General features: G+C 42.0%; 19 protein-coding genes and 1 pseudogene. 14 read left to right on the top strand and 6 right to left on the bottom strand.

From position 1 onward, the window contains the following. The first annotated feature begins 6 nt into the window (after positions 1–6). Entirely contained in the window at positions 7–786 is a 780-nt protein-coding gene (locus ACWATR_RS29350; protein WP_460339817.1) for a hypothetical protein, read from the top strand. Positions 787–1291: 505 nt separating this feature from the next. Here ACWATR_RS29350 and truB read toward each other — a convergent pair. Further along, complete coding sequence (truB, locus tag ACWATR_RS29345) at positions 1292–2176, bottom strand: tRNA pseudouridine(55) synthase TruB (RefSeq protein WP_460339815.1); 885 nt, start codon at positions 2174–2176, stop codon at positions 1292–1294. A 259-nt stretch (positions 2177–2435) separates the two neighbouring features. Between truB and ACWATR_RS29340 the strand changes: the two genes are divergently transcribed. Then, positions 2436–2945 (top strand): hypothetical protein, encoded by a 510-nt coding sequence (locus tag ACWATR_RS29340; protein WP_460339813.1) that lies wholly within the window; start codon positions 2436–2438, stop codon positions 2943–2945. Between the two features lies 1 nt (position 2946). On the opposite strand, the gene ACWATR_RS29335 is transcribed toward ACWATR_RS29340, so the two are convergent. The 3 genes from ACWATR_RS29335 to ACWATR_RS29325 form a co-directional block, all read right to left on the bottom strand. Beyond that, complete coding sequence (locus ACWATR_RS29335) at positions 2947–4656, bottom strand: GAF domain-containing sensor histidine kinase (RefSeq protein WP_460339811.1); 1710 nt, start codon at positions 4654–4656, stop codon at positions 2947–2949. A gap of 292 nt (positions 4657–4948) precedes the next feature. Continuing rightward, complete coding sequence (locus tag ACWATR_RS29330) at positions 4949–5422, bottom strand: response regulator (RefSeq protein ID WP_460339809.1); 474 nt, start codon at positions 5420–5422, stop codon at positions 4949–4951. Between the two features lie 52 nt (positions 5423–5474). Further along, on the bottom strand, positions 5475–7811 hold the full coding sequence (locus tag ACWATR_RS29325; RefSeq protein ID WP_460339807.1) for an ATP-binding protein: 2337 nt from the start codon (positions 7809–7811) through the stop codon (positions 5475–5477). Between the two features lie 1118 nt (positions 7812–8929). On the opposite strand from ACWATR_RS29325, the gene ACWATR_RS29320 reads away from it, so the two are divergent. After that, entirely contained in the window at positions 8930–11755 is a 2826-nt protein-coding gene (locus ACWATR_RS29320) for a DUF4347 domain-containing protein (RefSeq protein WP_460339804.1), read from the top strand. A gap of 121 nt (positions 11756–11876) precedes the next feature. Here ACWATR_RS29320 and ACWATR_RS29315 read toward each other — a convergent pair whose 3' ends face one another. Continuing rightward, entirely contained in the window at positions 11877–12989 is a 1113-nt protein-coding gene (locus ACWATR_RS29315) for a precorrin-8X methylmutase (RefSeq protein WP_460339803.1), read from the bottom strand. A gap of 298 nt (positions 12990–13287) precedes the next feature. Between ACWATR_RS29315 and ACWATR_RS29310 the strand changes: the two genes are divergently transcribed. From ACWATR_RS29310 to ACWATR_RS29295, 4 genes are all read left to right on the top strand, one after another. After that, positions 13288–13944 carry a class I SAM-dependent methyltransferase family protein gene (locus tag ACWATR_RS29310; protein WP_460339801.1) on the top strand — a complete coding sequence of 219 codons (657 nt, stop codon included), beginning with the start codon at positions 13288–13290 and terminating at the stop codon, positions 13942–13944. A gap of 3 nt (positions 13945–13947) precedes the next feature. Next, positions 13948–15171, top strand: coding sequence for a glutathione S-transferase family protein (locus ACWATR_RS29305; protein ID WP_460339799.1), 1224 nt, complete (start codon positions 13948–13950; stop codon positions 15169–15171). A gap of 95 nt (positions 15172–15266) precedes the next feature. Further along, the gene (locus ACWATR_RS29300) at positions 15267–16916 is read left to right on the top strand and encodes an FAD-dependent oxidoreductase (protein ID WP_460339797.1); all 1650 of its coding nucleotides are present in this window, start codon (positions 15267–15269) and stop codon (positions 16914–16916) included. A gap of 12 nt (positions 16917–16928) precedes the next feature. Then, positions 16929–17270, top strand: coding sequence for a 4Fe-4S binding protein (locus ACWATR_RS29295; protein WP_229498306.1), 342 nt, complete (start codon positions 16929–16931; stop codon positions 17268–17270). A 186-nt stretch (positions 17271–17456) separates the two neighbouring features. On the opposite strand, the gene ACWATR_RS29290 is transcribed toward ACWATR_RS29295, so the two are convergent. Beyond that, a complete protein-coding gene (locus tag ACWATR_RS29290) occupies positions 17457–18488 on the bottom strand; it encodes an isopenicillin N synthase family dioxygenase (RefSeq protein WP_460339794.1) in 1032 nt (343 codons plus the stop codon). A 325-nt stretch (positions 18489–18813) separates the two neighbouring features. Between ACWATR_RS29290 and ACWATR_RS29285 the strand changes: the two genes are divergently transcribed. From ACWATR_RS29285 to ACWATR_RS29255, 7 genes and pseudogenes are all read left to right on the top strand, one after another. Continuing rightward, complete coding sequence (locus ACWATR_RS29285) at positions 18814–19851, top strand: NADP(H)-dependent aldo-keto reductase (RefSeq protein WP_460340757.1); 1038 nt, start codon at positions 18814–18816, stop codon at positions 19849–19851. Positions 19852–19967: 116 nt separating this feature from the next. Continuing rightward, the gene (locus ACWATR_RS29280; protein WP_460339792.1) at positions 19968–21089 is read left to right on the top strand and encodes an aryl-sulfate sulfotransferase; all 1122 of its coding nucleotides are present in this window, start codon (positions 19968–19970) and stop codon (positions 21087–21089) included. A 207-nt stretch (positions 21090–21296) separates the two neighbouring features. Next, positions 21297–21962 carry a glutathione S-transferase family protein gene (locus ACWATR_RS29275; RefSeq protein WP_460339790.1) on the top strand — a complete coding sequence of 222 codons (666 nt, stop codon included), beginning with the start codon at positions 21297–21299 and terminating at the stop codon, positions 21960–21962. A gap of 544 nt (positions 21963–22506) precedes the next feature. Then, a complete protein-coding gene (locus tag ACWATR_RS29270) occupies positions 22507–23178 on the top strand; it encodes a glutathione S-transferase family protein (RefSeq protein ID WP_460339788.1) in 672 nt (223 codons plus the stop codon). A 108-nt stretch (positions 23179–23286) separates the two neighbouring features. Continuing rightward, positions 23287–23796: pseudogene (locus ACWATR_RS29265) on the top strand (CmcJ/NvfI family oxidoreductase); the annotation flags it as partial. A 74-nt stretch (positions 23797–23870) separates the two neighbouring features. Next, positions 23871–24785 (top strand): TauD/TfdA dioxygenase family protein, encoded by a 915-nt coding sequence (locus tag ACWATR_RS29260; protein ID WP_460339786.1) that lies wholly within the window; start codon positions 23871–23873, stop codon positions 24783–24785. 137 nt (positions 24786–24922) lie between these two features. Then, complete coding sequence (locus ACWATR_RS29255; RefSeq protein WP_460339784.1) at positions 24923–25198, top strand: glutathione S-transferase N-terminal domain-containing protein; 276 nt, start codon at positions 24923–24925, stop codon at positions 25196–25198. Positions 25199–25257 lie beyond the last annotated feature (59 nt).

The raw sequence follows: 25257 nt of genomic DNA, 5'->3' as shown, positions 1-25257 counted from the left end.
TTGTCGATGCAACTTCTCGAATGTCCTCCTGTTGCAGTCATTGCTGGAGAAAATGCCGTTCACGTTTCTCAACTCCCTTCTATATGGCAAGACATTGCTAGAGGAACCCCAAGTATCGGACTTTCCCATCCCCAAGACTATGTTGAGATGGCACAGTTGTTCTTATACAAATTAGAACATGGCGATGTTGACTTATTTAGCGATCGCCCCCAACTAGCTCACTTGATACCGTCATTTTCCCAGCTATTTGCACAACTGGCATGGGAAACTCTTGAGTTTTTTGGGCAAGACTTTCTCAAACACAGCTATCCGAACTTTGCAGAAATTCTCCATGATGTGGAGTCAAAAGGGACAGATTATGCTGATGAAGTAAAAGTGGCTCACATTGGCATAGATTTGTTCAACGAGTTTGGTTATGAATTACCAGCAAGTTTTTACCATGTGCATCTAGCACCAATTTACCGCGATCATGTTTTTGAAGAACGTGCCTTAAGATTTGATAAACGTGATATCGAACACAAACGTTCTTGGGATGCCATACTCCATGCAGGTAAGGTATTTGCTATCCAGATGAAAGTACAAAGTATTGCTTCTAAATACGGTTTTACTTATCAACATGGCTGCGGTTGCAACTCTCACCTATCCTCTATTGATGTATCTCGTGGGGCGTTTGAATATGAGTTGAGTCCCGAAAAACGTCAGCGATGGATTCGCAGTTTCATCTGGACTGCTTGGTATGAGTATGCCTTTTTTGCGATCGTACCCAATACAAGTTATTTGGTTTAACAAGAAAGAATTCAGAATTCAGAAGTCAAGAGTCAGGAGTCAGAATTGAATTATGTGCAACGGTGGATAGCGCAAGGGTAGCTAGCCCGCATTTCTCACTCTTCTTAAGGCGTTTGATGGAGTAAAGGAGAAGTAATGAGTAATAAGTAATGAGTAATGAGTAAAAACTTCTTACTTCTTACTTCTTACTTCTTACTCATTATTTATTACTTCTCCCCTGCACAAGCGCAGGCTTTAAGAGGTGTGGTGAGAAATCCGGGCTAGTCCACCCTTACAGCTAACAAAGTAAGCTACACGCAGTGTTTCGTAGAGAACATCTTGATTCTTACCGGAGCTAACGGAAACGTCTCCGGCTCCACTCCTAAATTCTGAATTCTGACTCCTGATACCAATTCAATTAATGATTGCAACACATCTTTGGGTAAAGATGCGATGAATCGCGTCTCTACAGATGGTCTATTTGTCGCATTCTTTTTTCAAATTGGTATGACTCCTGAATTCTTCTTCAAGAAATTGGTTCAAAAACCATTTGCGGAATTAACACTTCATCTTGTAATTCTCCAACACCCAAAAAGCGAGTCTCTTCTTCATAAACTCGCACCATCCCAGTAATATCAGAATTTAGAGAAACTCGCTGACCTTGACACCATTTTTGAGCAGATGTTGCTGGTAAAGTAACAGACAACAAATGTTGCAAGGCTGCATCAGGGGCAAAAGGTTGAAATGTACCGGCTTGCAGTTTAGTTTCTAAGTCGCTCAAAGTGAGACTATCTGTTAAATCGAAACCACTGCTTTGAGTGCGGATTAAAGCCGCAAGAGTGCCACCAGTTTTTAAGATTGCACCTAAGTCACGAGCGATCGCTCTAATATATGTACCAGATCCACATGCGATCGCAACATCCAATTCGGGAAAATCTCCTTCTCTCCAGTCCAAAATTTCTATGCGAAAAATTTCCACTGTCCGCACTGGAACTTCCACTATTTCACCTTTACGTGCTAAATCGTAGAGACGTTTACCATCTACTTGAATTGCACTGTAACTCGGTGGTATTTGCTCAATCTTGCCTTCAAATTCTGCCAGTACAGTTTTCACCTCTGCCAAACTCAATCCAGCACAAGGTTGAGAATTGATGATTTCACCTTCTAAATCATCGGTTGTAGTCCGCACACCCAAGCGAATCGTAGCCTTGTAAGCTTTGTTTTCTGGGAGATATTGCAATAGTCTTGTGGCTTTACCAAGTGCGATCGGTAAAACCCCTGTAGCGGCTGGATCTAAGGTTCCCGCATGTCCTACACGTTTGAGGCGCAATAATTTTCGCACCCGCGCTACGCAGTCGTGGGAAGTCCAGTCAGATGGTTTGTTTAAGTTGAGAAAACCTTGAAATAACACAAAATCAATACTTACAGCTTCTAAACTCTATTAAATACTTATTTAATGCCCAAAGCATTAATATTTGGTAATCAAGGCTTAATTAAGCATTAATTTATACACATTAACTAGGTTAAATACATTCTCTAAGCACTTTACCGAATAATGCACAAAAAGCGCAGATAACGCCGAGCATGTACAGTAAATATCACGATGTCACTTATAAGTGACAATACATATTATTGTAATCAATAAAGAAATTTTATAGAAAATTAATAAAATGAAAAAAACAATCTTCACTACTACATTAATTCTTTGTTCTATCTTGATTGCAAGTTGTGGCGATGGCAATACTGCTTCTCAACAAAATCAAGTTAATCAAGCAAAGACTGCAACAAGTACTCCAGTTAATTCTGAATCTATTTCTGCAAATAAAGAAAAGATAGATAATATCGAAGCTGGCAAAAAAACTAGTAATTCAACATCAAATGAAAAAACACCTATTAAAAATAATAAAACTAATGAAGTTCCTAACGATAAACCGACATTAGGTACTATCAAAGAGATGCAAAATGGAGACTTAAAATGTTACGTTACTGTTATTGATGAGAATGATAAATTACATGAAGGTGTCGGTGCAACATTTGATGTTTGCGAACCAGAGAAATACGTCAATAAAAAAGTACGAATGTATTATCAGATAGAAAACGTCAGTGATTGCCAAAGTTCTGAGCCTTGCGGGAAAACAATCAAAGAATGGCTAATTAGCAAGATAGAAATTCGAGATTAGGTCAAGTTAATGATGGGGATAGTTGACCCTTTCGGCATATCTTCGGTAAGCTGACTGTAACTTGAGTTCCTTGCCCCACTTCGCTGGACAAGTTGATATTACCACCATGTAACTCAACACAACCTTTAGCGATCGCTAGCCCTAAGCCTGTACCAGGAATTGTGTCAACGTTACTTCCACGACTGAAGGATTGAAACAAATTTTCTTGATCTGCGATCGGGATACCAATTCCTTGATCTTTGATATAAAAGATTACTTCTGATTCTTTACTGATGAGGTGGAATTCCACAGTACCTCCATCTGGAGAGTACTTAATGGCATTGGATATTAAGTTAATAAAAATTTGCTGTAAAAGTCCGCGATCGCCCCAAAATTCCTGGTTTTTCCCAGTAATTTTAAAAATTAATTCGTGGCGATCGCCTGCTGTTTCTCGTTCTTGTTCTATGAGGTCGGAGAAAAAATGTAGCAAATCCAGTGGTATTGGTTTAAATTTGGGTTTTTCCAGTTCAAATTGGTTAACCAGAAGCATATTATCCACGAGTTTGGACATATACCTTGCTTTCTGTTCAATAATTCCCAAAAACCTCTGTTGTTTAGACTCATCTAGTTGCTGACTATGTTTTACCAAAGTTGATGCAGCAGCCAGAATTGAAGTTAGCGGCGTTCGATACTCATGGGAAACCGTTGCAATAATTTGGGATTTAAATACATTGAGTTGCTTTTCTTTGGCAAGGGCTGCTTGAGTTTGGGCTAACAATTCCGCCTGTTGAATAGCGATCGCTAATTGCACCGATACTTCATTGAGCATTTGGGCATCATCAGTTTGCCAGTGTCGTTCCCCAGAATTATGGTGAGCAATCAATAAACCCCAAAGCTTGGGCGTTGGGTTCCCATTATTACTCAGATTAATCGGAACTACGAGATTTGCTTTAGTATTAAATTGCTCTTTTAGGCTGACACAATTACACAATCCAAGCTCATAAATGTAAGGGATTGGGGATTGGGGATTGAAAGGCAGAGGGGCGGAGGGGCAGAGGGGCAGAGGGGAAAAACCTACTGCAACTTCCCCCCTACTCCTCTGCTCCCCTGCCCGATCGCCCAATGCGACAGTGCGGTATGATTCAACTGATGAGGCGACTATTTTACCGTCTGCATCTGGGGCGAACTGATAGACCATAACGCGATCGCACTTCAGAAGTTGCTGTACCTCGGCTACAGCCGTATTCAAAATTTGCTCTAAGTTAAGAGATTGGCGAATTCGTAAAGCAGTCGTGGCAATTAGGCGCTGTCTATCTTGAGTTTTCTGGAGTTGGGCTTGCAAACACGATTGCTTAATGGCATTGCGGACTGCTAGTTGCAGCACATCCTGTGTCAAATGTTGCTTGACTAAATAATCCAAAGCACCCCGTTTCATTACTTGCACAGCAACCTCTTCATCGCCACGCCCTGTCAACATAATTACGGGGACAGAAGTCTCAAATATTTCCTGCTGCATCTGATCGAAGAGTTCTAACCCACTCATATCAGGTAGGCAAAAATCTAGCAGAATGACATCGCAGCGGACTTTTTGGCACAAAGCAAGTCCTTCTTCGGCACAATCTGCCTCCAAAATCTGGTAGGACTGGTGCGGATCTTTCAAAAGATACCGACGATAGATTTTTCGATCTGCGGCACAATCGTCGATGATGAGTAGCGTCCGTATGTCCAACATAAGGTTATGAGGATCAGGGAGCCATATAGATCCCTTTTATCCAGATTGTGTTTTTATTGCATAATTCTAAAAATAATATAAAATAAGTATAAATAAAATCTAAATTCTTTAGGAATTCTAAAGCAATACAAGCAGTCGAGCATCGGTAGGAAAAACAGGAAGATGGGGAAAACACATCTATCAGAGACAAGCAGACACAGTGACTCAAAGAGGAAAATGTCGCTGTGTCCTCTGAGCCGTCTCCTTAGTTATCCGATTGTCCCTACTGCCTCATCAGCAGAAAATAAACAAATTAATCCAAGACAGGCGCCGTATTGGCTTCAAGCCAGTAGTCCACAAATGCCTGGATCGTTTTTTTTAATTCCTGAGCATCCATCGGCTTTACCAGATATCCATTTGCGCCCTTTTGGTAGCACAATTCAATATCCTTGGGGTTAGATGATGTGGTAAAAACAACGATGGGAATTCCCTTAAAACTCTTGTCTTGCTTGAGCCGATCTAAAATGTCACGGCCATCAATACCTGGCAGATTGAGATCGAGCAAGATCACAGAGGGTCGTAATGCTACTTTAGAGTTTGGTAAGTCTTCGCCCTTAGCGTAGGCATCTTTCCCCAGTTTATAGAGGAACTCTAAAACCTCATCTCCATTAGTACAACGGTGTATGGGGTTTTGGACAGCCATACGCCGCATTAGGCGTTGCAGCATCCGAAAATCTTCATTGCTGTCCTCAACAACGAGCAGCGGTTCATGAAGTTTTTTTGTCATTCGTGGTCTTAAAAGAGCTTAACAAAAATACATATTTAGTCATTATCTTAAACTATTCCAGCGTAAAATAGAACATTGAGCCAACGCCTAGGGTAGATTCAACCCAAATTTTACCGTTGTGAAGCTCAACAATCTTCTTAACAATAGCTAGTCCAGCACCCGCTCCTCCACCGTATTTTTCCTGGGAATGGAGCCGCTTAAATAATCTAAAGATGGTTTCTAGGTGATGCTGTGGAATTCCAATACCGTTATCGCGGATATAAAAGATTGGGGATTGGGCATGGGGCACAAGAGGCAGAGGGGCAGAGGGGCAGAGGGGCAGAGGGGAAACTACTGCAACTTCTCCCCTGCTCCCCTGCCCCTCTGCTTCTTCTTGAGAAAAGTAGCCAATCTCAACCCATTGCTCCGCTTTATCGTTGTATTTGAAGGCATTACTAAGCAAATTACTGAAGACTTCATTAACGAGGACTCGGTCACATCGAATTGTTGGTAAAGGCCGAGGAATGCGAATATCCATCAGCCCAGAGTCTTGGCGACTAGCACGAAAGACTTCAATTACTTGGGTGAGTAATTCGTTGAGGTTAGTTGCTTGCTCTCGCAGGTGCGCTTGTCCTAACTGTGAGAGTCGCAGCAAAGCATTAATGAGAGTTTCCATGCGTACAGACAATGAGACTACTGTTTGCAAGCACTCAATTCCGTCATCATCTAATAGTTGACCATAATCTTCTAGCAGCACTGTCGAGAAGTTATAAATTCCCCGCAAAGGTTCCTTGAGATCATGGGAAGCGGCGTAAGCAAAGGATGCTAGTTCTTGGTTGCTGCGCTCTAACTCCAGGTTGATTTTAGCTAACTCATCCGCCTTTGAGAGTACAATACCAACGATCGCATTATTGAGAGCGATCGCACTATCAAGTTCACAATCTTTCCAAGGTAGAGAAGTTAATCTAACCGTTTCTTGCCATTGTTCAAAAGATTTTCGTGGAGATAGGGTATAGCTACCATCTGCCTTAGTTTGAATAGATTCCTGTGGATTTCCAGCCCAGCGTACCGTTTGGAGAACTTCAGGACGAAACCAAAGGATGTAATAGCGGCGAATTTTAGAAATCCGCAGTAGCAGTAAACCACTCGCAGTATCTTTAAATCTCAGCGCCTCTGGGTAAAGTTTCGGCAGAGAATCAGTGGAAAACAAGTTGTCACTAACTTGGGTATCCGCCCATTCAATAAGCGCCCGAACTTGATCAATATTCGGTGTTGTTCCCACAAGGGTAATTTCATTATCTAGACAAACTGCCGCTCCAGAGGCACTAACAAGATCGAGCAAGCGGATTTCAGGTTTAATTAGAGCATCGATAAAATTGTCTGCTTGGGAAATAGATTCAAGGAACTCGGACTGTAGCGATTTGAGTTTTACCTTATAATCCCATTCTGAGTGACTAATTTTGTGCGCTAACTCTGAAGACACAATCTGTCCCAAAAATTCGCACATCTTGCGGACTTCGTAAGAAATATATTTAGGTGTTTGATGGTGACAGGATATTAATCCCCAAAGCTTCTGCTCTTGAATGAGCGAAATCACCAAAAGAGCCTTCACTCCCATATTTTGATGATATTCTGCACAACACCAATCAAAACTCCGTAGCAGACAGTAGCTTAAGTCAAGATGCTGATGTGTTGTCGGGTTTTCCGTTGGAACTAGTTTGACAGGTTCGGCAGTCAAATCGGGGAGAAATCGGAGAAAGCAGCGCGTGTATAACTCCCTAGCCTGGGCCGGAATGTCTGTAGCTGGATAGTGGAGTCCTAAATAGGGTGATAAATCTTCCCGTTTGACTTCTGCTACAACAGAACCCGCTTCTGACTGGTCAAATTGATAGACCATCACCCGATCAAAACCAATGATTTTTTGAACTTCTTCAGCTACCAGATGCAAAAATTCTATCAGATTGGATGTGCTTTGCATTTTTGCGATCGCAACACCTGCCAAAGTATGGAAGCTTAAGAAACTCAACTCCGATTTTGAGTCAGTCGGTTCTAGCTCCAAAATCACAGCCTGTTCTGTACGATGAGCAATAGCGTCAAAGTATTGTTCCCCATGTAACGTATTTATTAATACTTTAAAAGCATTAGCACTGCCAATTTTTTTCACCAAACATTGCTTGACAATTTCCACTTGTTGATGGTCAAGCAAATAGCTCAAGGGCTGACCGAGCAAATCTTCTGGCTCCTTGCCCAAATATGCTTGGGTATTGTTGCTAACTTGCAGGATCTCTAGCTGAGTACTGAGTGCTAGTAGAACTCCATGAGGTTGAATAGAGCCAGGTATGTGAATAGGTTTGCGATCGTGGTTAGTCAGGGCTGTTGCTTGGGCTGTAGTATATTCAGGCTGGCTCATAACTGAACTTATGTAAAGCTGACTTTTACAATAGCGCAATTAAATGTCACATTTCTTTAAAGTATATGCCGATAAGTATGAATGCGATCGCATCTCAACTGTACTGGTTACGGTTACAGCAGATTGCAAGTTAATGAAGTACAAAAATACCCCACCCTAACCCTCCCCAAAGCATCGGCTACGGTGTACACACAAGTCGAAAAAAGCTTGATTTTCCATTCATTGTTTTCTCGTTGATCTCGTTCCCAGTCGGAGACTGGGAACGAGGAACGAGGAAATGCTTATCAAGCTAGGTTTTTAGGACTTGTGTGTACACCGTAGCCAAAGCATCGGGGGGATTAAGGGGGGGTAAAAGATGTACTTCATTTAGACAGGACTTACGCAACTGGCACAATGCGATCGCTACTTATTAGTACATAAATACTATATTACTGACGCAGTTGGCACAATTAGTCTCGATGCAGATGAACCGCACCATCGATAAATCAAACTAACTTCATAAAGTTAAAGTACAGGAAAAAATGAATTTTACAATTATTAAAATATATTTTTGATGACAAGAATATTAAATAATTAAAATAAATTTTTTGAGCGTTAACGGAGAAAATAATTAATATATTTCAATCACTGACTGGTTTTTCAATATGAAATTTACTAAATTAGATTATTGTCAGTACTTACTTAGCAGTCAAACCAATTATACCATCAGTCTGCTACACTGCTCAAAATCCCAAAAGGTTTGAGTCTTTTGATTGGGACTGGTGAAACAAAGGTAAGCAATACGAGCAGGCTGACCGTCAAATGAGTCGCCCATTGTGTACGTTGACTGCTCTAATTGGGACATTCACGAGTATTCTCAGTAAAAATACTGTTGTAGTAAACAAACTGCTAAATTTAATATCAAACAGGCTTTTCAATCTCACGATATTCTCAAAAATAAAATTGTAGTTTTATACTCATCTTCCACTACTCTAGGGAAAGAAAAATAAGACCTAATTTTATTTTTCAAGTGGATATAAGGAAGGAGTTTGAGCTTTAATTTTTTAATAGAATCGCTGAGATAATTTTTTTTGAATTGCTCTTACTTACGTTAAACAAGTAGTGGTGAAAAATTTGTCATGTCTTTGAATCCTATAATCAGCAGTGCATCTACTCTGGCATATACAAATAGCTCTACAGTACAAATCCTGTTTATCGATCCTTTTGTTAGTGACGCAGAAATTCTTCTCAAAGGAACCTTAAGAGGCGTTGAAACTATTATCCTGTCAGCACAACGAGACGGTGTAGAGCAAATTACAAAAGTATTAAAACAACGCCAAAATGTAGAGACAGTTCACATTGTTTCTCACGGTGCGCCAGGATGTCTTTATTTAGGTAATAGCCAACTGAGCCTTGATACCTTAAAAGATTATGCGCCCCAGTTACAGGGATGTTCAAGAGAAAATCTCAATTTACTTTTATACGGTTGTAATGTTGCTGCTGGTGATGCGGGAGAGGAATTTCTCTACAAACTACATTCCTTAACCGGCGCTAAAATTGCTGCTTCTGCTGGAAAAACGGGTAATACAGCATTAGGAGGAAATTGGGATTTAGAAGTGACTGTGGGTGAGATTAAACCCCAACTTGCTTTTAGCGATCGAGCAATCGCAAATTATCCAGGTATATTAGGCTCCACAGTCCCATTTGATGTTGCATCAGTCTTTGATGCTGATGTCATTGTCAACCGTACCGGAGATGTCACTGACACCACCCAAACAGCGATTGATGGGAGCAATTTTGCTTTGATAACCCAAACCTTCGCTACTTTTAGTAATAGTACTTTGGGTATTGGACTGCCAGATGACGGATTTTTTGGGGCTACTAGCTTTAATCCAGATATTCAACTCAGTTATAGAAACAGTGACAACGGCAATAATGCTCGTCTAATTACAACTTCTACTGGGAATTTTACGTTTAATGTTTCGAGTGGTCAGTATGCTTATGTGCATTTGGCCTTAACTTCAACCGAAGCAAGCAGTAATGCCCGTTTCACCTTGAACTATAGTGATGGAACAACGCAAACAACTGATAGCCAAACGATTCCCGACTGGTTTAACGAAATTACCCCATCAACAACTCTCTACTATTTAATTAATAACTTAGACCGTAGTGAAACTGATGGAACTGGCTTTGAAAATGCTAATGATGCGGCGGTATTTGGGGTAAGGTTCTCAGCGGATGCAACGAAGACGCTTGAGAGTATCACACTTGAGAAAACTGCTTCCACAGGGTATTTAGCTTTTTTAGGAGCGACGGGAGAGTTAAATACTCCACCCAGTTTACAAAATGCGATCGCCGATCAGACAGTTCAAGAAGATACAGCTTTCAGCTTTACTTTTGATGCTGATACCTTCGGTGATGCAGATACCGAAGACATCCTCACCTACACTGCAACTCTGGAAAATGATGAATTACTGCCCACTTGGTTGAACTTCAATCCGACTACCAATACCTTCAGTGGCACTCCTACGAATCAGGATGTAGGTAGTCTCAACATCAAAGTTACCGCTACAGATAGTGCTGGAGCTATAGCCACTGATGTGTTTACACTCACGACGGCTGCCCTAAATACTCCACCCAGTTTACAAAATGCGATCGCGGATCGAACAGCTCAAGAAGATACAGCTTTCAGCTTTACTTTTGATGCTAATACCTTCAGTGATGCAGATACCGAAGACATCCTCACCTACACTGCAACTCTGGAAAATGATGAATTACTGCCCACTTGGTTGAACTTCAATCCGACTACCAATACCTTCAGTGGCACTCCTACGAATCAGGATGTAGGTAGTCTCAACATCAAAGTTACCGCTACAGATAATGCTGGAGCTATAGCCACTGATGTGTTTACACTCACGACGGTTGCCCTGGATACTCCTACAATTCCTACTGTCCAGTTTCCCCTGTTGACAAATATTACAGCGGATATCTTTAGTGTCAAGACTAACACGAACAATCAAGGTGATAAAGGAAAACTCTCAATCAAGATTAAAAACAATACCTCTGACAAGGTAAATGAACTGGGTGTATTTACCGTTGACGATGAAGAAGGTAGAATTAATGGCATAGCTCCTGGCGCACAAGGCTATACGCAAGCGGCTCTTTCGCGTTCAAGGGTGATTTTGTCCACCCTTGCCAATCTACCTAATGGTTTCAATCCCACAGACCTGATAAACATATTAGAATTTGACTCTGATACCAAACTGAGATTTTATCTGGTATCCGACAGCACTACTCAAGCTATACTGTCCGGAAAAACCTCTTTGTCAAATGTCTCCTTTTCCTCAAATATAACTAACAATACACAACAAGAAGAAGGGTTTTCTCTTAACTTCCAGAATTTGGTTATAGATATTCAGCCAACCAATGAAGAGACATCTTTAGGCACTGCTCTGCAAGGTAAATATCAAGGCGAACTGATTGATTTACGGAGTGTAACAGAACCAATAACAGGTGAATTTATAGTCAATAGAGAAGCAATATATAACAACTATGTTGGCTTCTATAAAATCGCTGATGAAAATGGTGGAATTGACACTAACGGTGATGGACAGGCTGACATTCTTGTTGGACAAGCTGGTTACACTCAAGCTGCTGTGCGTAGCCGTGTTGTGGGAATTGATTTGACTGTGAACAATCAAGCTACAGTAAATTACACTGGCACTTTCGAGAGTGGTTCTTTGTTTGCACCATTTATTATTGTTAATGCTAAACCCGATGCCATTGAGAATGGTAATGCGAATACAAATGTTTACTTCTCATTCTTAGGTGCTAACTCAGATAAAGTAGATCATATTCGACTGTTGGGAAATAACAGTTTTGGTTTTGAAGATTTAGTAAATGGTGGTGACAAAGATTACAACGATATGATTGTGCAAGTCAAATTAACAAACAATATCGTGTAATTTTATTTTAGTCAGGACTTACGCAACTGGCACAATGCGATCGCATTGTGCCAGTTGCGTAAGTCCTGTTAGATACAAAATGCTGTATTACCTTAAACAGCAAGAAATCTTTGTCTATTGTTCAGCACTCATTGAGATAACAATGGCAATCTGGCTTATCAATCAGTGATTCCACTAAAGCATTTAGGGCAGTTGCAGCTAAAGCGCCACCTCCCAAAGTTCCTTCAACTGTAATATAAGGTATCCCTTGTTGCATCAGTTGTCGCTTGGCTGCGGGAGCATGGCTAAAGCCAATGGGCATTCCTATTATTAGTGCAGGCTGAATTTTCTGGTTAGCGATTGCTTCACAAATTTCTACAAGTACTGAGGGAGCATAACCGACTACCAGCACACAACCCGGACTTACTTGCTGCAATTTTTCTCGCCATTGTCGATGTTGCCAAAAAGCGAGTTCTGCTTCTGTGGCGGTGGTAATATGAGGGTTATCAATCAAGGTTTCAATGCGGCATCCCAAATGAACTAATCGGGTTTTATCTAAAGCAGCAGCAACCGTTTGGGTATCGACAACAATTTGACAACTTAAAGATAGAGCTGCTCGACTAGCTGCGATCGCGCCTCGACTCAATTTGACAAAGGACACCAAACTGACATCGCCACAAGCCAAAACTAACTGAGAAATTAGGTGTTGTTCAATTTCTGAACGGTGAGACAAATCAGGTAATAAACGTTGTAGCGATTCAGTAAAAGCTTCTGAATGGGTATGAATCTCGGCATCCAAGCCACTCCACAGATTTTCCAATCCCCCCAAGCCGGCTTGAGTTTCGACATCCAGTAACTTCAGTTGTGCCAAAACTTCCGCCTGGATAATTTGACAATGGCGATCGCGCCCCAATAATCCTTCTAATGCTGATGCAGTTTGCCGCAGTTGAGAAATTTGTTGCATCACCGCCCGATATTGTTGCTGGAGTTGTCCCATGAGGTTAACAGTTGTATCCGCCTCTGGTTCCACCTCCAAAATATTGCGGATGTGGTTTAACTGAAACCCTTGCTGCTTCAATGCTACAATCCGTTGCAACCGGAGGACATCTTTTTTGGTATAGAGACGGTAATTGCTAGGCGATCGCACTGGTTGCGGTAGCAGTCCCAATTGATGGTAATGGCGCACCATCCGCGGAGTTAAACCGCATCCTACTGCATCAGTGAGTTCTTTAATGGTTAAACAATCAGCATTCATGAGACTTCTTGCAGAAGTGGGGGAAAGGGGAAGGGATGAAGAGTGGCGAGTGGGAAAAGGGAAAATTCCATCCCTTTTCCCTTTACCTTTGACTTTTGACTTCCGCCTTGCGGTACTAGCTATCTATTATACGGAAAATTCCCGTATAACCACTCGATTAAAAGTGATTATACGGAATAAGACTTGATTTTATATAAATTTCTGTGATACTCTGCCTCTAGATACAAACTACAGTTACTTGATAAAATAACCGTAGTTTGATGGACATACAGTGTGCATCAAACGGGAATCACCCCCTATGCCAAAAGATTGGTATGAATGGCACGATCTCTATAACACTGAGCCAAAATTGCAGCAGCGTCTAGAAATCGTGCAGGAATATATTGCTTATAGCTTAAATGCGTCTCCATCTGGAGCTATCCGAATAGTGAGTGTTTGTGCGGGTGATGGACGAGATTTACTAGGAACTTTAAAAAATCACCCCCGTGCGAAGGATGTTTCTGCACGACTGGTTGAAATAAATTCAAATTTAGTTGAGCGTGGACGAGCAACTATAGAGTCTTTGGGTTTAGCCAAGCAGATTGAGTTTATCAATGATGATGCAACTCTTGCTACTAACTATGTAGGAGCAGTACTGGCAGATATTGTAATCGTGTGTGGTGTCTTTGGCAATCTGGCACAGGAAGCTGAACTCAATCGCTTACTAGATAACCTGAGTTTTCTGAGTAAACCAGGTGCTTTTGTCATTTGGACTCGTGGACACTCCAACGGTATTACCTACTCTGACAATGTGCGGAAAATTTTAAGTGCATCTGGATTTGAGGAAGTGAACTTCAAGCTTACGGCCACGGGAGACATGGGTGTAGGTCTTCATCGATATTTTGGTGAAAACTTACCTCAACCCAAAGAACAACAGTTATTTGTGTTTTCCGGCATTCCTAGTAAAGCGAGGTAAAAAATGTCTATTCAAAACACAGTGTCAACTTGGGAAGAAGTTTTAGAGACTGCTAGAAAAAATACCTCTGCACGTAGGGTAAAGAGGACAGGACAATCTCCTTCTACTGCACCAATACCCAGCAGTTTACAGAAACTTCCCCCAAACACAGAACCACCAGTCTTGCTTTATCGAGATACTAATTCCTGGTGTCCTTTCTGCGAGAGAGTTTGGTTTGCTCTCGAAGAAAAGGAAATTCCCTTTGCAACGGAGTTTATTGATTTAACTAATAAACCCAAATGGTACACTGACCTAGTTCCTACAACCCTTGTGCCAGCAGCAAAAATTGAGGGAAAGTTAGTATACGAATCCAAAGATATTCTCTTAGCTTTAGAAGAAAGGTTTCCACATCCAGCATTATTGCCTGAGAATTCAGAGGAAAACGCTGTTGCTAGACAGTTGGTTGAGGAGGCTGAGACTAACGGTTTTAGAGAGATTGCTTACAAATTCCTGAGAGAAGCACCTGTAGATGCTGATGAGTTGGCAAACTTACAAACAGCATTTGAGGCTAAGTTAGATGAACTTGAGCAAGCTTTGGCTAAATATCCCGGCCCTTACTTCGTAAGTACGTTTAGCTTAGTTGACATTCTGTATAGCCCCCATCTAGATAGATTGGCGGCTAATTTACCTGTATATCGGGGATATAACCTCAAAGGAAATCCTCGCTTTCCTCGAATTAATGCTTGGTTTGATGCACTTAATCAGCGTCCTGCTTATCACAGAGTGAAATCGGATAATATCACCAACAATTTACTTTTGCGTCGCAGATGGGGTGTAGAACCGATCGCCAATCCTTTACCTCTTGATGTGGCAGATAGTGAGAAAATTCAATATCGAGCCGAAGCAGCTGAGAGATTGAGCGATAATCGGGAAGTTGCGATCGCAGATATTCTCAAAAATTCTGGAGTCCAAGCAATAGCAGCAGACGGTGACTTTACCACAGTTAAGGACGCTGTTGATTTTCACCTACGACAACTAGCTGATTATCTGATGCATGGCAATGGTGCAACTTTACCAGGTGGAAGGACTGGTGGTAAAAATAGCAGCATTGATCCTATTTTCGCTGCTGTGGGAGCTATTACTTTCGCATATTTGAGAAATCGCATCTGCGCCCCCCGTGATATGAGTGCTGGTGCAGCAACAGCGTTTCGATCTGCGATCGATAAATTGTTGACATCTATTTATTAATTTTGTGGGCGTTGCTGATTGAATGTATGAATTTGCTTCATACAAAGTCGGAGCGCTTCTGACTCCTGAATTCTGACTTTATTGAGGAAAGGGAATTGCTAACAGTCCATAGTGAAAATGAACTACAGTTAAATGCTGATGTACTGGTAATTGGTGGTGGCCCTGCTGCTGCATGGGCAGCATGGGCAGCCGCATCCCAAGGAGTCAAAGTCATCATTGTTGATAAAGGTTTTCTGGGTACAAGCGGTGCTGCTGCTGCTAGTGGTAACGGTATCATGGCTCCGTCTCCAGAGAATTGGGAAAAAGTTTTATCGGAGCGTTATCGCGTAGGAAAAAACCTCGCTAACTCACGTTGGATCGAGCGTGTTATCGAAAAAACTTGGCTGAGTTTGCCCCTAGTAGAAAGTTGGGGCTATCGTTTCCCTAAAGAAGATGGGGAATCTGTGCGTCAGAGTTATTATGGCCCTGAATATATGCGGGTACTTCGCAAAAACCTTCTGCGTGTTGGTGTGCAGATTCTCGACCAAAGTCCGGCTCTAGAGCTTTTATTAGCTGACGACGGCTCAGTAGCGGGAGCAAGAGGTGTGCAGAGGCAACATCATCGTACTTATACCGTTCGTGCTGGTGCAGTAGTTTTAGCGAATGGCGGTTGTGCATTCTTGAGTAAAGCATTAGGTTGCAATACCAATACAGGTGATGGACTGCTGATGGCAGTAGAAGCCGGCGGGGAACTTTCTAGTATGGAAGCTTCTAATCACTATGCTATTTCGACGGCTTTCAATGCAACTGTAACCAGGGGTGTTCCTTTTGGTTGGGCTAGTTATACCGATGAAGCAGGCAATGATCTGGGTGGTTATATCAATGGTCGTCGCGATCCATCGTTTCTCCCTAATGCCCTCTTGAAAGGCCCCGTTTATGCTCGTTTGGATCGAGCCACACCGGAAGTTAAAGCAGTGGTTGAAAAGTCTCATTTCATCGCTTTTCTACCCTATACCAAAGCTGGTATTGACCCCTATACAGAACGAGTGCCTGTGACATTGGTTTTAGAGGGTACAGTCCGTGGTACAGGTGGGATTCGGATTGTGAATGATGATTGTGCGACAAAAGTTCCTGGACTCTATGCTGCTGGTGATGCAGCATCGCGGGAGTTTTTAGCCGGTTTAGCTTCTGGGGGTGGTGGTCCCAATGCTGCCTGGGCAATCTCCACAGGGCAATGGGCAGGAGTTGGAGCAGCAGACTTTGCTAAGAGTTTAGGCGCTCATGCAAATGAACGGGTTGCGCGTCCTACTGGTCAAGTGGGATTGGGATCATCGCCCTCACCCACTTCTGAAACATTCGATAGTGAGGCGATCGTGCATGGTGTACAAGCCGAGATGTTCCCGTTGGAGAAGAATTACTTGCGTTCTGAGCAAGGACTTTTAGATTCTCTTGCTAAATTAGAGAAGCTATGGGAGCAAGTACAAGGAAATCCAAAACAAGATACAGTGCGCGATGTGGAATTTTCTCGTCGAGCGGCTGCTTTGACAGCGGTAGCACGATGGTCGTATTTTAGCGCGTTACATCGCACGGAAACGCGCAGTGAACATATTCGTGTGGACTATCCCGAAACCGATCCAAATCAGCGTTATTACCAAGCAACAGGCGGCTTAGATAAGCTTTGGGTGAGGCGTGATTGGATTACGAATGCGATTGCTACATCACCAGTACAAACCACTCAAACCACACCTACTGTATCAAAGTTGTAGCAGGAGCATATCATGATTGAGCTTGTCAGCCATAAACTCTGTATTAATTGTAATTTGTGCGTCCAAGTTTGTCCTACCAATGTCTTTGACTCAGTACCCAACCAACCACCTGCGATCGCCCGCAAGGAAGACTGTCAAACTTGTTTCATGTGTGAGGCATATTGCCCTGCGGATGCACTCTATGTTGCGCCTGAATCTCATACCAATGTTGCAGTCAATGAGGATGATTTAATTGAAAGTGGCATCATGGGTGAATATCGTAGCCTCTTGGGTTGGGGATATGGCAGAAAAAACAATAGCGAATTGGATACGGCTCATAAACTGCGCCAACTGCCGCGTCCTTATCAAAGTTAATTTAGGTGTCTGGGGATTGGGGGAATGGCACTAAGAAAAGGGAAAATCGTTGAGGCAGCAGGGGAGAAAGAAGAAATTTTAGGCATACGAACATATATTTAGAAATTCCCCTCTGCCCCTCTGCAATCCATACGCCGCTTACCTTTCAGCTTAACTTAGTGCCATTCGGGACTGGGGATTGAGTTTTTATTCAGCACTTTCAAGCACTTTTTGACGTAGTTCTGGAAATACTTTAGAGACTTTATTCAAGAGATATTCGCCATAAGTGCCGCGAAATTCGTGAACACTAGCTTTATCCCAGCGATCGCTTTTATCATCATTAACGACTACATCATTTAGTTCAATGGGTTTGACTTCAACGTTAAAGTTGGGATCAAAGAAGAACGGGAACGAAAGGCGATTACTCGTTGATAAATTCTGAACGCGGTGGGGTGTTGAGCGATACAGTCCTCGTGTCATGCGATCGAGCATATCCCCAATGTTGCATACGAATGAACCAGGAATAGGAGGTGCATCTATCCAACCAGACTTGGACTTGACTTGTAATCCACCGACTTTATCTTGCTTGAGAATAGTTAATACTCCATAATCTGTATGTTCGCCAACGCCCCATTCAGATTTAGATAATGATGAATTAGGAGGGTAATTGAAAATCCGAAATAATATCAATGGGTCTTTTGTATAACGGTCTGCAAAGTAGGACTTTTCTAATCCCAAACTTAGAGCAATACCAGCCATTAGAGTGTGTCCAAGTTTGGTCATTGAGTATATATATTCAAGTACTGTTTCCCTAAATTGGGGAATGTTGGATGGAAAAAGATTGCGACCATGCATTGGTGTACCAGCTTTCACAAGTGGATGGTCTTCTCCTAGTTCTCCACCAAAGTAAATACCTTCTTTTAAGTCAGGTCTACCTGATGTCAACTCGTTACCCACGGGGAAATATCCTCGCCATGCTTTACCACCAAAAGCCATACGAATCTTCAGTTTAGTTTCTACATCCTGCGCGAAGAACTGTTGACTTAGATGTTCTAATTGCTCTTGTAGTTTTTCATCAACTCCATGTCCGACGATATAGAAGAAACCGTAATCTTGGCACGCTTGTCTGATTTGGTCTGCAATTACACAAGAAGAGTTGCTATTTTGAGAAATCAGCGCACTAATATCAATGATGGGAACTTTTGAAAACTCTTTGTCTACAACTTGTAAGATTGTCATGCTCAGGTTCTCCTAGTCGTGTGTAGCCTAGTTATTAGGCTACACACAAAATTATATCGATAACCATAGCGTTGGTTATGGCGATCGCCTACAAAAGAAGGTAAAACGTTATTGATATTTGTCAAGTATCAAAATAGATGTTTTTTAAGATGATTTTGTGAATTTTGTTTTAAACACAAGTAAACTGATGTACATACCGTAGTATTATCTAAATAATTATCATTGGTTCTCAAGAGAAAATATTTCACAGCAGAAGCAGTAATTATTGAGCAATGCAAACTGAGCAATAAAAATTGTCAATTAAATAATGAACATATCCCAAATTATGCAGTATAACCAATTAGGCAATAGTGACCTAAACGTTTCCGACATTTGCCTTGGCACAATGACTTATGGGCAACAAAATACTATAGAAGAAGCCCACCAGCAGCTAGATTATGCCATTAGCCAAGGAATCAACTTCATTGATGCGGCTGAGATGTATCCAGTACCAACCAGTGGTGAAACATACGGCTTAACCGAAACTTATATTGGAGAATGGTTAAAACATCAACAGCGAGACAAACTAATAATTGCTACTAAAATTGCAGGGCCCGGTCGAGGCTTTAAGTGGCTACGTGATGGAGCGAAAGCAATTGATCGGGACAATATCAAACAAGCTGTAGATGATAGTCTTACAAGGTTACAGACAGACTATATTGATTTATATCAAATCCATTGGCCAGATCGTTATGTACCTCGTTTTGGACAAACAGTTTTTGACCCCACTCAGGTAAAAGAAACAGTTTCCATCACTGAACAACTAGAAGTTTTTGCTGATGTCATCAATGCAGGTAAAATTCGCTATATTGGCTTAAGTAATGAAACCCCTTGGGGCATTGCCCAATTTAGCCACGCAGCTAAACAATTAGGATTACCTAAAGTCGTCTCAATTCAAAATGCCTACAATTTAATCAATCGAATTTTTGATGGCGCTCTTGCAGAAGCAGTTTATTACGAAAACGTTCCTTTACTAGCTTACAGCCCTTTGGGATTCGGCTATTTAACTGGTAAATACCTTAACGGCAAACCAGAGAAAGCAAGAGTTACTTTGTTTGAAAACTTTGGTCAGCGATATTTAAAACCAAATGTGAGTAAAGCAGTAGCAGCTTATGTAGAAATTGCCAAACGCCATCAAATAAGTCCTGCACAATTAGCGATCGCATTTGTAAGGAGTCGTTGGTTTGTTGCTAGTACGATTATTGGTGCTACTACACTCGAACAACTCAAGGAAAATATAGAAAGCATCAATGTAGTTCTCGACAAAGATATCTTGGCTGAATTGGACGAAGTTCATACTCAATATCCAAATCCAGCACCATAAGAGTGCTGAGTAGGGAGTGCTGGGTAGTTATTTTCCCCAGTCCCCAATCCCCAATCCCCAGTCCCCAGTCCCTAGCCCCCAGTCCCCAGTTCCTAATCCCTAATCCTCTTAAAACTATGACGATCGCAACAGCATCAGTTGACCAAAATACTATTCGTCGCCGTGGTACTGGTTTAAGAGCTTATAATCCTGACAAGGCATTCAAGGGTTATACACTTTTTACACCACTTACAGGTAAGGGAGAAGTATATCTTCTGAATCTAGAAGGAGAAGTAGTACATCAATGGAATCTGCCATATTCACCGGGTTTATATGCTTATCTTTTACCCAATGGCAACCTTTTTTATAATGGTAAGACGCTAGATGTTCCGCCACATTTTCCTTTGTGGGCTGCCTTTAAAGGTGGCGTTGTCTTAGAAGCAGATCCCAAGGGAAATATTATTTGGGAATATAAACATCCAGATCATCATCACGACGGACGCAGACTAAGCAGCGGTAACACGATTTTATTAGCTATTGAAAAGATACCTCAATCTTTGATTCCTCATATCAAAGGCGGTGTAGCGGGAACAGAAGCAGACGGTGATATCTATGCTGATGTACTTTACGAAGTTACTCCTGGGGGTGAAATTGTTTGGACTTGGCACGCCCACGAACACTTAGATCCAGATATTTTTACTATCACTCCCCAAGATCAACGACACGAATGGACTCATGGCAATACTGTAGGCGAACTCGCTGATGGCAATATTATCGTTAGCTTTCGTAACATCTCTACCGTCGCAATTATTGATCGCCAAACAGGAAAAATTATCTGGACACTCGGAGATGATGTATTAGCACAGCAACACTTTCCTAACGAATTAGCTAACGGCAATATCCTAATTTTTGATAATGGCGCACATCGCCGTCACACTGCGCTGAATTTCTCTCGTGTGATTGAAGTCAACCGTCAAACGAAAGAAATAGTTTGGCAATATACTGACAACCCACCTCAAAATTTCTTCAGTTCGTATATATCAGGCGCACAGCGTCTAGCGAATGGCAACACTTTAATTACAGAAGGTGCTTTCGGTCGTATATTTGAGGTGACAGTTACAGGAGAGATTGTTTGGGAATATGTTAATCCTCACTTTGCTGTTCGGAATCTTGGTGAGAAGTCAGCAGTAGCTAGTGGGGAGCAAAATTCAGTATTCCGCGCTTTTCGGTATGCGCCTGAAGAAGTGCCTTGGCTCTAGTAGTTCGCCAAGGAAACTTGGCGGGGTAAAGGGGAAGGGGGAAAGGGTTTAAATCCCTTACCCTTTTCCCTTTCCCCAATTAAGAGTCCTCACAAGCGCATTTTTGGGTTGGCAGACTACTAGTTCAATTTTAGATTTTGGATTGAATTGAATTGAATTAATTTCCAAAGCTAATAAACCAATCCTATTCATAGAGGAATAATCAACATGGCTGAAATCAAGGTATATAGTGCAGTTGTTTGCCCTTATGCTCACCGTTCGCGTTTAGTATTGCAAGAAAAAGGCGTCGAATTTGACTTGATTGAAATTAATTTGCAGAACAAACCAGAGGGATTTACAGATATTTCTCCTTATGGAAAAGTCCCTGCGATCGCACATAATAATAACCGAGTTTGGGAATCAGCAGTAATTAACGAATATCTCAACGAGGTATTTCCAAATCCGCCGCTTTTGCCTAGCAGTCCCATTGCTAAAGCACAAGCTCGAATCTGGATTGATTTTGCTAATACTCGATTTGTTCCAGCTTTTTCTACTCTCTTGCGTAGTTCCGATATCCAACAGCAAGAAGCAGCTAAACAAGAACTATACCAACATCTAGAATTTATCGAGAATGAAGCTTTAGGGAAGTTATCAGGAGACGGCCCTTACTGGTTTGGCGAATCCGTCAGTCTGGTTGATTTCACCTTTTACCCCTGGTTTGAGCGTTGGCCTGCACTGAAGCACTATCGAGGCTTTGGTATACCAGAAGAATTTACTCGTCTACGTCAGTGGAAAAAGGCTGTAAAACAACGTGATTCTGTAGTGGCGATCGCTAATAGTAAGGAGTTCTACATAGAGCAATATGCTAGATTTGCTACTCCTGTAGCTGCCTAGCACAGCTTTTTGGTAGTCAAAATAATTTTATCTTTCCCTAAGTTTTCGCCGCCCAAAAAGATTTTGGGCGGCAAAAAAATAAATATACGGGTTGTCCTTTGTCATTCTTCATTGGTAAGGGTTTTAGACGTGTTTACTTTTAGTAACATAGTTTGGTTTATTCCCACCTACCAACCCTTTCAAGGTGGTGAGATTTAGAACGAGAATTGGTTATTTCAACCTTCAAAAAGCCCAAAATCTGAGCGAAGGATTCAAGCGTATCTTCGTTGGCCACCTTGAAAGGGCTAGTCCTATAATTTATGAAAACCTCAATATTTAGTTACGCTAACAATTAGGTATGCATATTTTCATAAAAACTGTATAATATTTAAACTACGCTAACCCGACCGATAAACTGTAATATTTCATTTAACTGATGTAGATACCTACCAGTCAATTATTTAACCGCACTAATCAACACATCTCATTTCTGTCTTATTGCTTTAGTTTGAGTTGTGCAATCTCAAATAGTCTGTATTCACGATGATTACAAGGAAAAGATTTCATGAGCAACATACAACTGTACTTCGCCAAAGCCTCTACCTTCTCTCAACGGACTCGTGTAGTCTTACTGGAAAAAGGCATTGACTTCACCCCGATAGAAATTGACTTACAGAACAAACCAGATGGGTACACGCAAATTTCGCGCTATGGTAAAGTTCCGGCTATCAAACATGGGGATATTGAAATTTACGAGTCCGCTATTATCAATGAATATCTAGATGAAGTTTTTCCAGAACCACCATTGTTACCCCGCGATCCCGCAGCTAAAGCGATCGCTCGGATTTGGATAGACTACGCCAATACTCGCCTTGTCCCAGCTTTTAACAAATTTCTGCGCGGTAAAGATAGCCAAGAACAGGAACAAGGACGAAAAGAGTTCACAGAAGCACTTCTATATATTGAACAAGAAGGATTAGGCAAAGGTGATTACTTCTTAGGAGATCAATTTAGCCTAGTTGATGTCAGCTTCTATCCTTGGTTTGAACGTTTACCACTCTTAGAACACTTCCGCAAATTCACACTACCAGCAGAAACACCTCGTTTGCAGACATGGTGGAATCTGGTACGCGATCGCTCCTCAATTCGATCGGTAGCAAACCCTGCGGACTTCTATTTGCAAAGATTCGCCAAAGTTCTCGGTGAACCTGTTCCCGTTGGTGCAGTTCAAAAATAGGACACAGGGATTGACAGAAATTAACTAAAATCCAAAATGGGATAACCTATGAGCTTAAATAACCAAGTTCTAGACAAACCAATTTCCGCAGAACTGCCATACGTAGAGGAGCCAGGTGAGAACAATATTAAAGAACCTGCCTTGCGCGTACACAACGATTTCACCGCCAAATCCGGCTATACTCGCGCCCGTTTGGAACTAGCAGCGCAGGGCATAGATGATATTGATACGTTACTAAAACAACGATTTGCCATCGTTAATGTTTGGCGAGCGATGTCTACGACGGGCTACGCCTACGCACAACCAATCCAAGAATCACCCTTAGCAGTGTGTGACGCACAAAGTATCGCAATAACAGACCTTGTAGCTGGTGATTTAGTGTACCGCGATCGCGTCGGTGAGACATACGGAGTCACGTATAACTCCAAACATAAATGGTTCTACTTTCCGCAAATGCACAGAGACGAAGCACTATTTATCAAGTGTTTCGACTCCGCAGAAGAGGGACATGCACGTTTTGCCGCCCATACAGCCTTTGAAGACCCCACCAGCCCAGTCAACGCTCCCCCACGAGAAAGCATCGAACTAAGGACATTCGTCTTTTACCTCCCCGCATAGATTCCTTCATCTCTCACTCTCTTCGCCTCCGCGCCTCTGCATAAAACAAATTAACCCTTGGAGACACAAATATCATGACTTCCCAACACTTTGACATCAAACCAATCGCCGGACGTATCGGTGCAAAAATCATTGGTGTTGACTTGAGCAGTAACCTCAGCAATGAAATCATCAGCGATATCCGTAAAGCTTTAGTTAAACACAAAGTCATCTTCTTCCGAGATCAGAACCTTGACGCTCAAGGACAAGTAGCCTTCGCTCGACGCTTTGGGGAAGTCACCACAGCCCATCCCACCGTTCCCTCATTACCAGAAAACCCAGAAGTTCTTGACCTGAATTACGGCAAGACTGTGAGCCGCGCCAATAACTGGCACACCGATGTCACATTTGTAGATCGTCCCCCCCTTGGTTCTATTTTGCGGGCGCTTGTCATCCCACCATCAGGAGGTGATACGATTTGGGCAAACTCCGTAACTGCTTATGAAGATTTACCAACTCATTTGCGTAATCTTGCTGACCAACTCTGGGCAGTACACAGCAACGCCTACGATTATGCCGCAGCTACAATTGACTTGCCAGAAGAAGTCTTAAAGCATCGGGCTGTTTTCACCTCGACTGTATACGAAACCCTGCATCCAGTTGTCCGCGTCCATCCTGAATCTGGTGAACGTGGGTTATTTATTGGTGGGTTCGTGCGCCGCCTGCGTGGTTTTTCACAGAATGAATCCGATGAAATCGTGAAATTATTCCAAGCTTACATCACACGTCCTGAGAACACAGTCCGGTGGCGTTGGAGAGTAGGCGATGTGGCTTTCTGGGACAATCGCGCTACTCAACATTATGCGATCGCAGACTACGGCAATCAACCTCGCCATGTTCAACGAGTCACACTTGTGGGTGATATTCCTGTTGGTATTGATGGTAAGCAGAGTGAGGCTATTAAAGGAGATTCTTCTGCATATAACCGACGTGAGGCAGCTTTAGTTTAGGAGGAATTGGATCGGAGTTTTTCTTCGTTCCTGTTGTTCTTAAAGAGAGTAAAGTAATTAGAAGTCAGGAGATTTGTGTATTCAGATTCCTGATTTCTATCTAAAAATGCAATTTTGTTTGGCGATCGCGCTTTTTTATGAAACTCTTCTATACACCTAACTCACCCTATGCACGTATAGCAAGAATAGCTTCACTAGAACTGAATCTCAGCGATCAGATCGAAATGCAAAAAGTGACTGTACGAGATCCGAACAGCGAGCTACTGAATTACAACCCCACAGGTAAAGTCTCAACACTAGCAACTGATGACGGATTTATTTTGAGTGATACACGCATAATATGCGTTTATTTAAATCAATTCAATCCCGAAATCAAATTAGTTGCTGATATTTCTGATGGTTTTTTACAGTAACTTGAAGGCATAGCTAGTAGTTCGCCAAGGAAACTTGGCGGGGTAAAGGGGAAGGGGGA

Source organism: Nostoc sp. UIC 10890, from assembly GCF_054786515.1.
The sequence above is the reverse complement of the archived record's forward strand: the minus strand, read 5'-3'. Positions and strand labels throughout refer to the sequence as shown.

Coding starts and splice junctions, on each gene's coding strand:
- ACWATR_RS29350 (WP_460339817.1), top strand. CDS start 7: ATGCAACTTCTCGAATGTCCTCCTGTTGCAGTCATTGCTGGAGAAAAT.
- ACWATR_RS29340 (WP_460339813.1), top strand. CDS start 2,436: ATGAAAAAAACAATCTTCACTACTACATTAATTCTTTGTTCTATCTTG.
- ACWATR_RS29335 (WP_460339811.1), bottom strand. CDS start 4,656: ATGTTGGACATACGGACGCTACTCATCATCGACGATTGTGCCGCAGAT.
- ACWATR_RS29330 (WP_460339809.1), bottom strand. CDS start 5,422: ATGACAAAAAAACTTCATGAACCGCTGCTCGTTGTTGAGGACAGCAAT.
- ACWATR_RS29325 (WP_460339807.1), bottom strand. CDS start 7,811: ATGAGCCAGCCTGAATATACTACAGCCCAAGCAACAGCCCTGACTAAC.
- ACWATR_RS29320 (WP_460339804.1), top strand. CDS start 8,930: ATGTCTTTGAATCCTATAATCAGCAGTGCATCTACTCTGGCATATACA.
- ACWATR_RS29315 (WP_460339803.1), bottom strand. CDS start 12,989: ATGAATGCTGATTGTTTAACCATTAAAGAACTCACTGATGCAGTAGGA.
- ACWATR_RS29310 (WP_460339801.1), top strand. CDS start 13,288: ATGCCAAAAGATTGGTATGAATGGCACGATCTCTATAACACTGAGCCA.
- ACWATR_RS29305 (WP_460339799.1), top strand. CDS start 13,948: ATGTCTATTCAAAACACAGTGTCAACTTGGGAAGAAGTTTTAGAGACT.
- ACWATR_RS29295 (WP_229498306.1), top strand. CDS start 16,929: ATGATTGAGCTTGTCAGCCATAAACTCTGTATTAATTGTAATTTGTGC.
- ACWATR_RS29290 (WP_460339794.1), bottom strand. CDS start 18,488: ATGACAATCTTACAAGTTGTAGACAAAGAGTTTTCAAAAGTTCCCATC.
- ACWATR_RS29285 (WP_460340757.1), top strand. CDS start 18,814: ATGCAGTATAACCAATTAGGCAATAGTGACCTAAACGTTTCCGACATT.
- ACWATR_RS29280 (WP_460339792.1), top strand. CDS start 19,968: ATGACGATCGCAACAGCATCAGTTGACCAAAATACTATTCGTCGCCGT.
- ACWATR_RS29275 (WP_460339790.1), top strand. CDS start 21,297: ATGGCTGAAATCAAGGTATATAGTGCAGTTGTTTGCCCTTATGCTCAC.
- ACWATR_RS29270 (WP_460339788.1), top strand. CDS start 22,507: ATGAGCAACATACAACTGTACTTCGCCAAAGCCTCTACCTTCTCTCAA.
- ACWATR_RS29260 (WP_460339786.1), top strand. CDS start 23,871: ATGACTTCCCAACACTTTGACATCAAACCAATCGCCGGACGTATCGGT.
- ACWATR_RS29255 (WP_460339784.1), top strand. CDS start 24,923: ATGAAACTCTTCTATACACCTAACTCACCCTATGCACGTATAGCAAGA.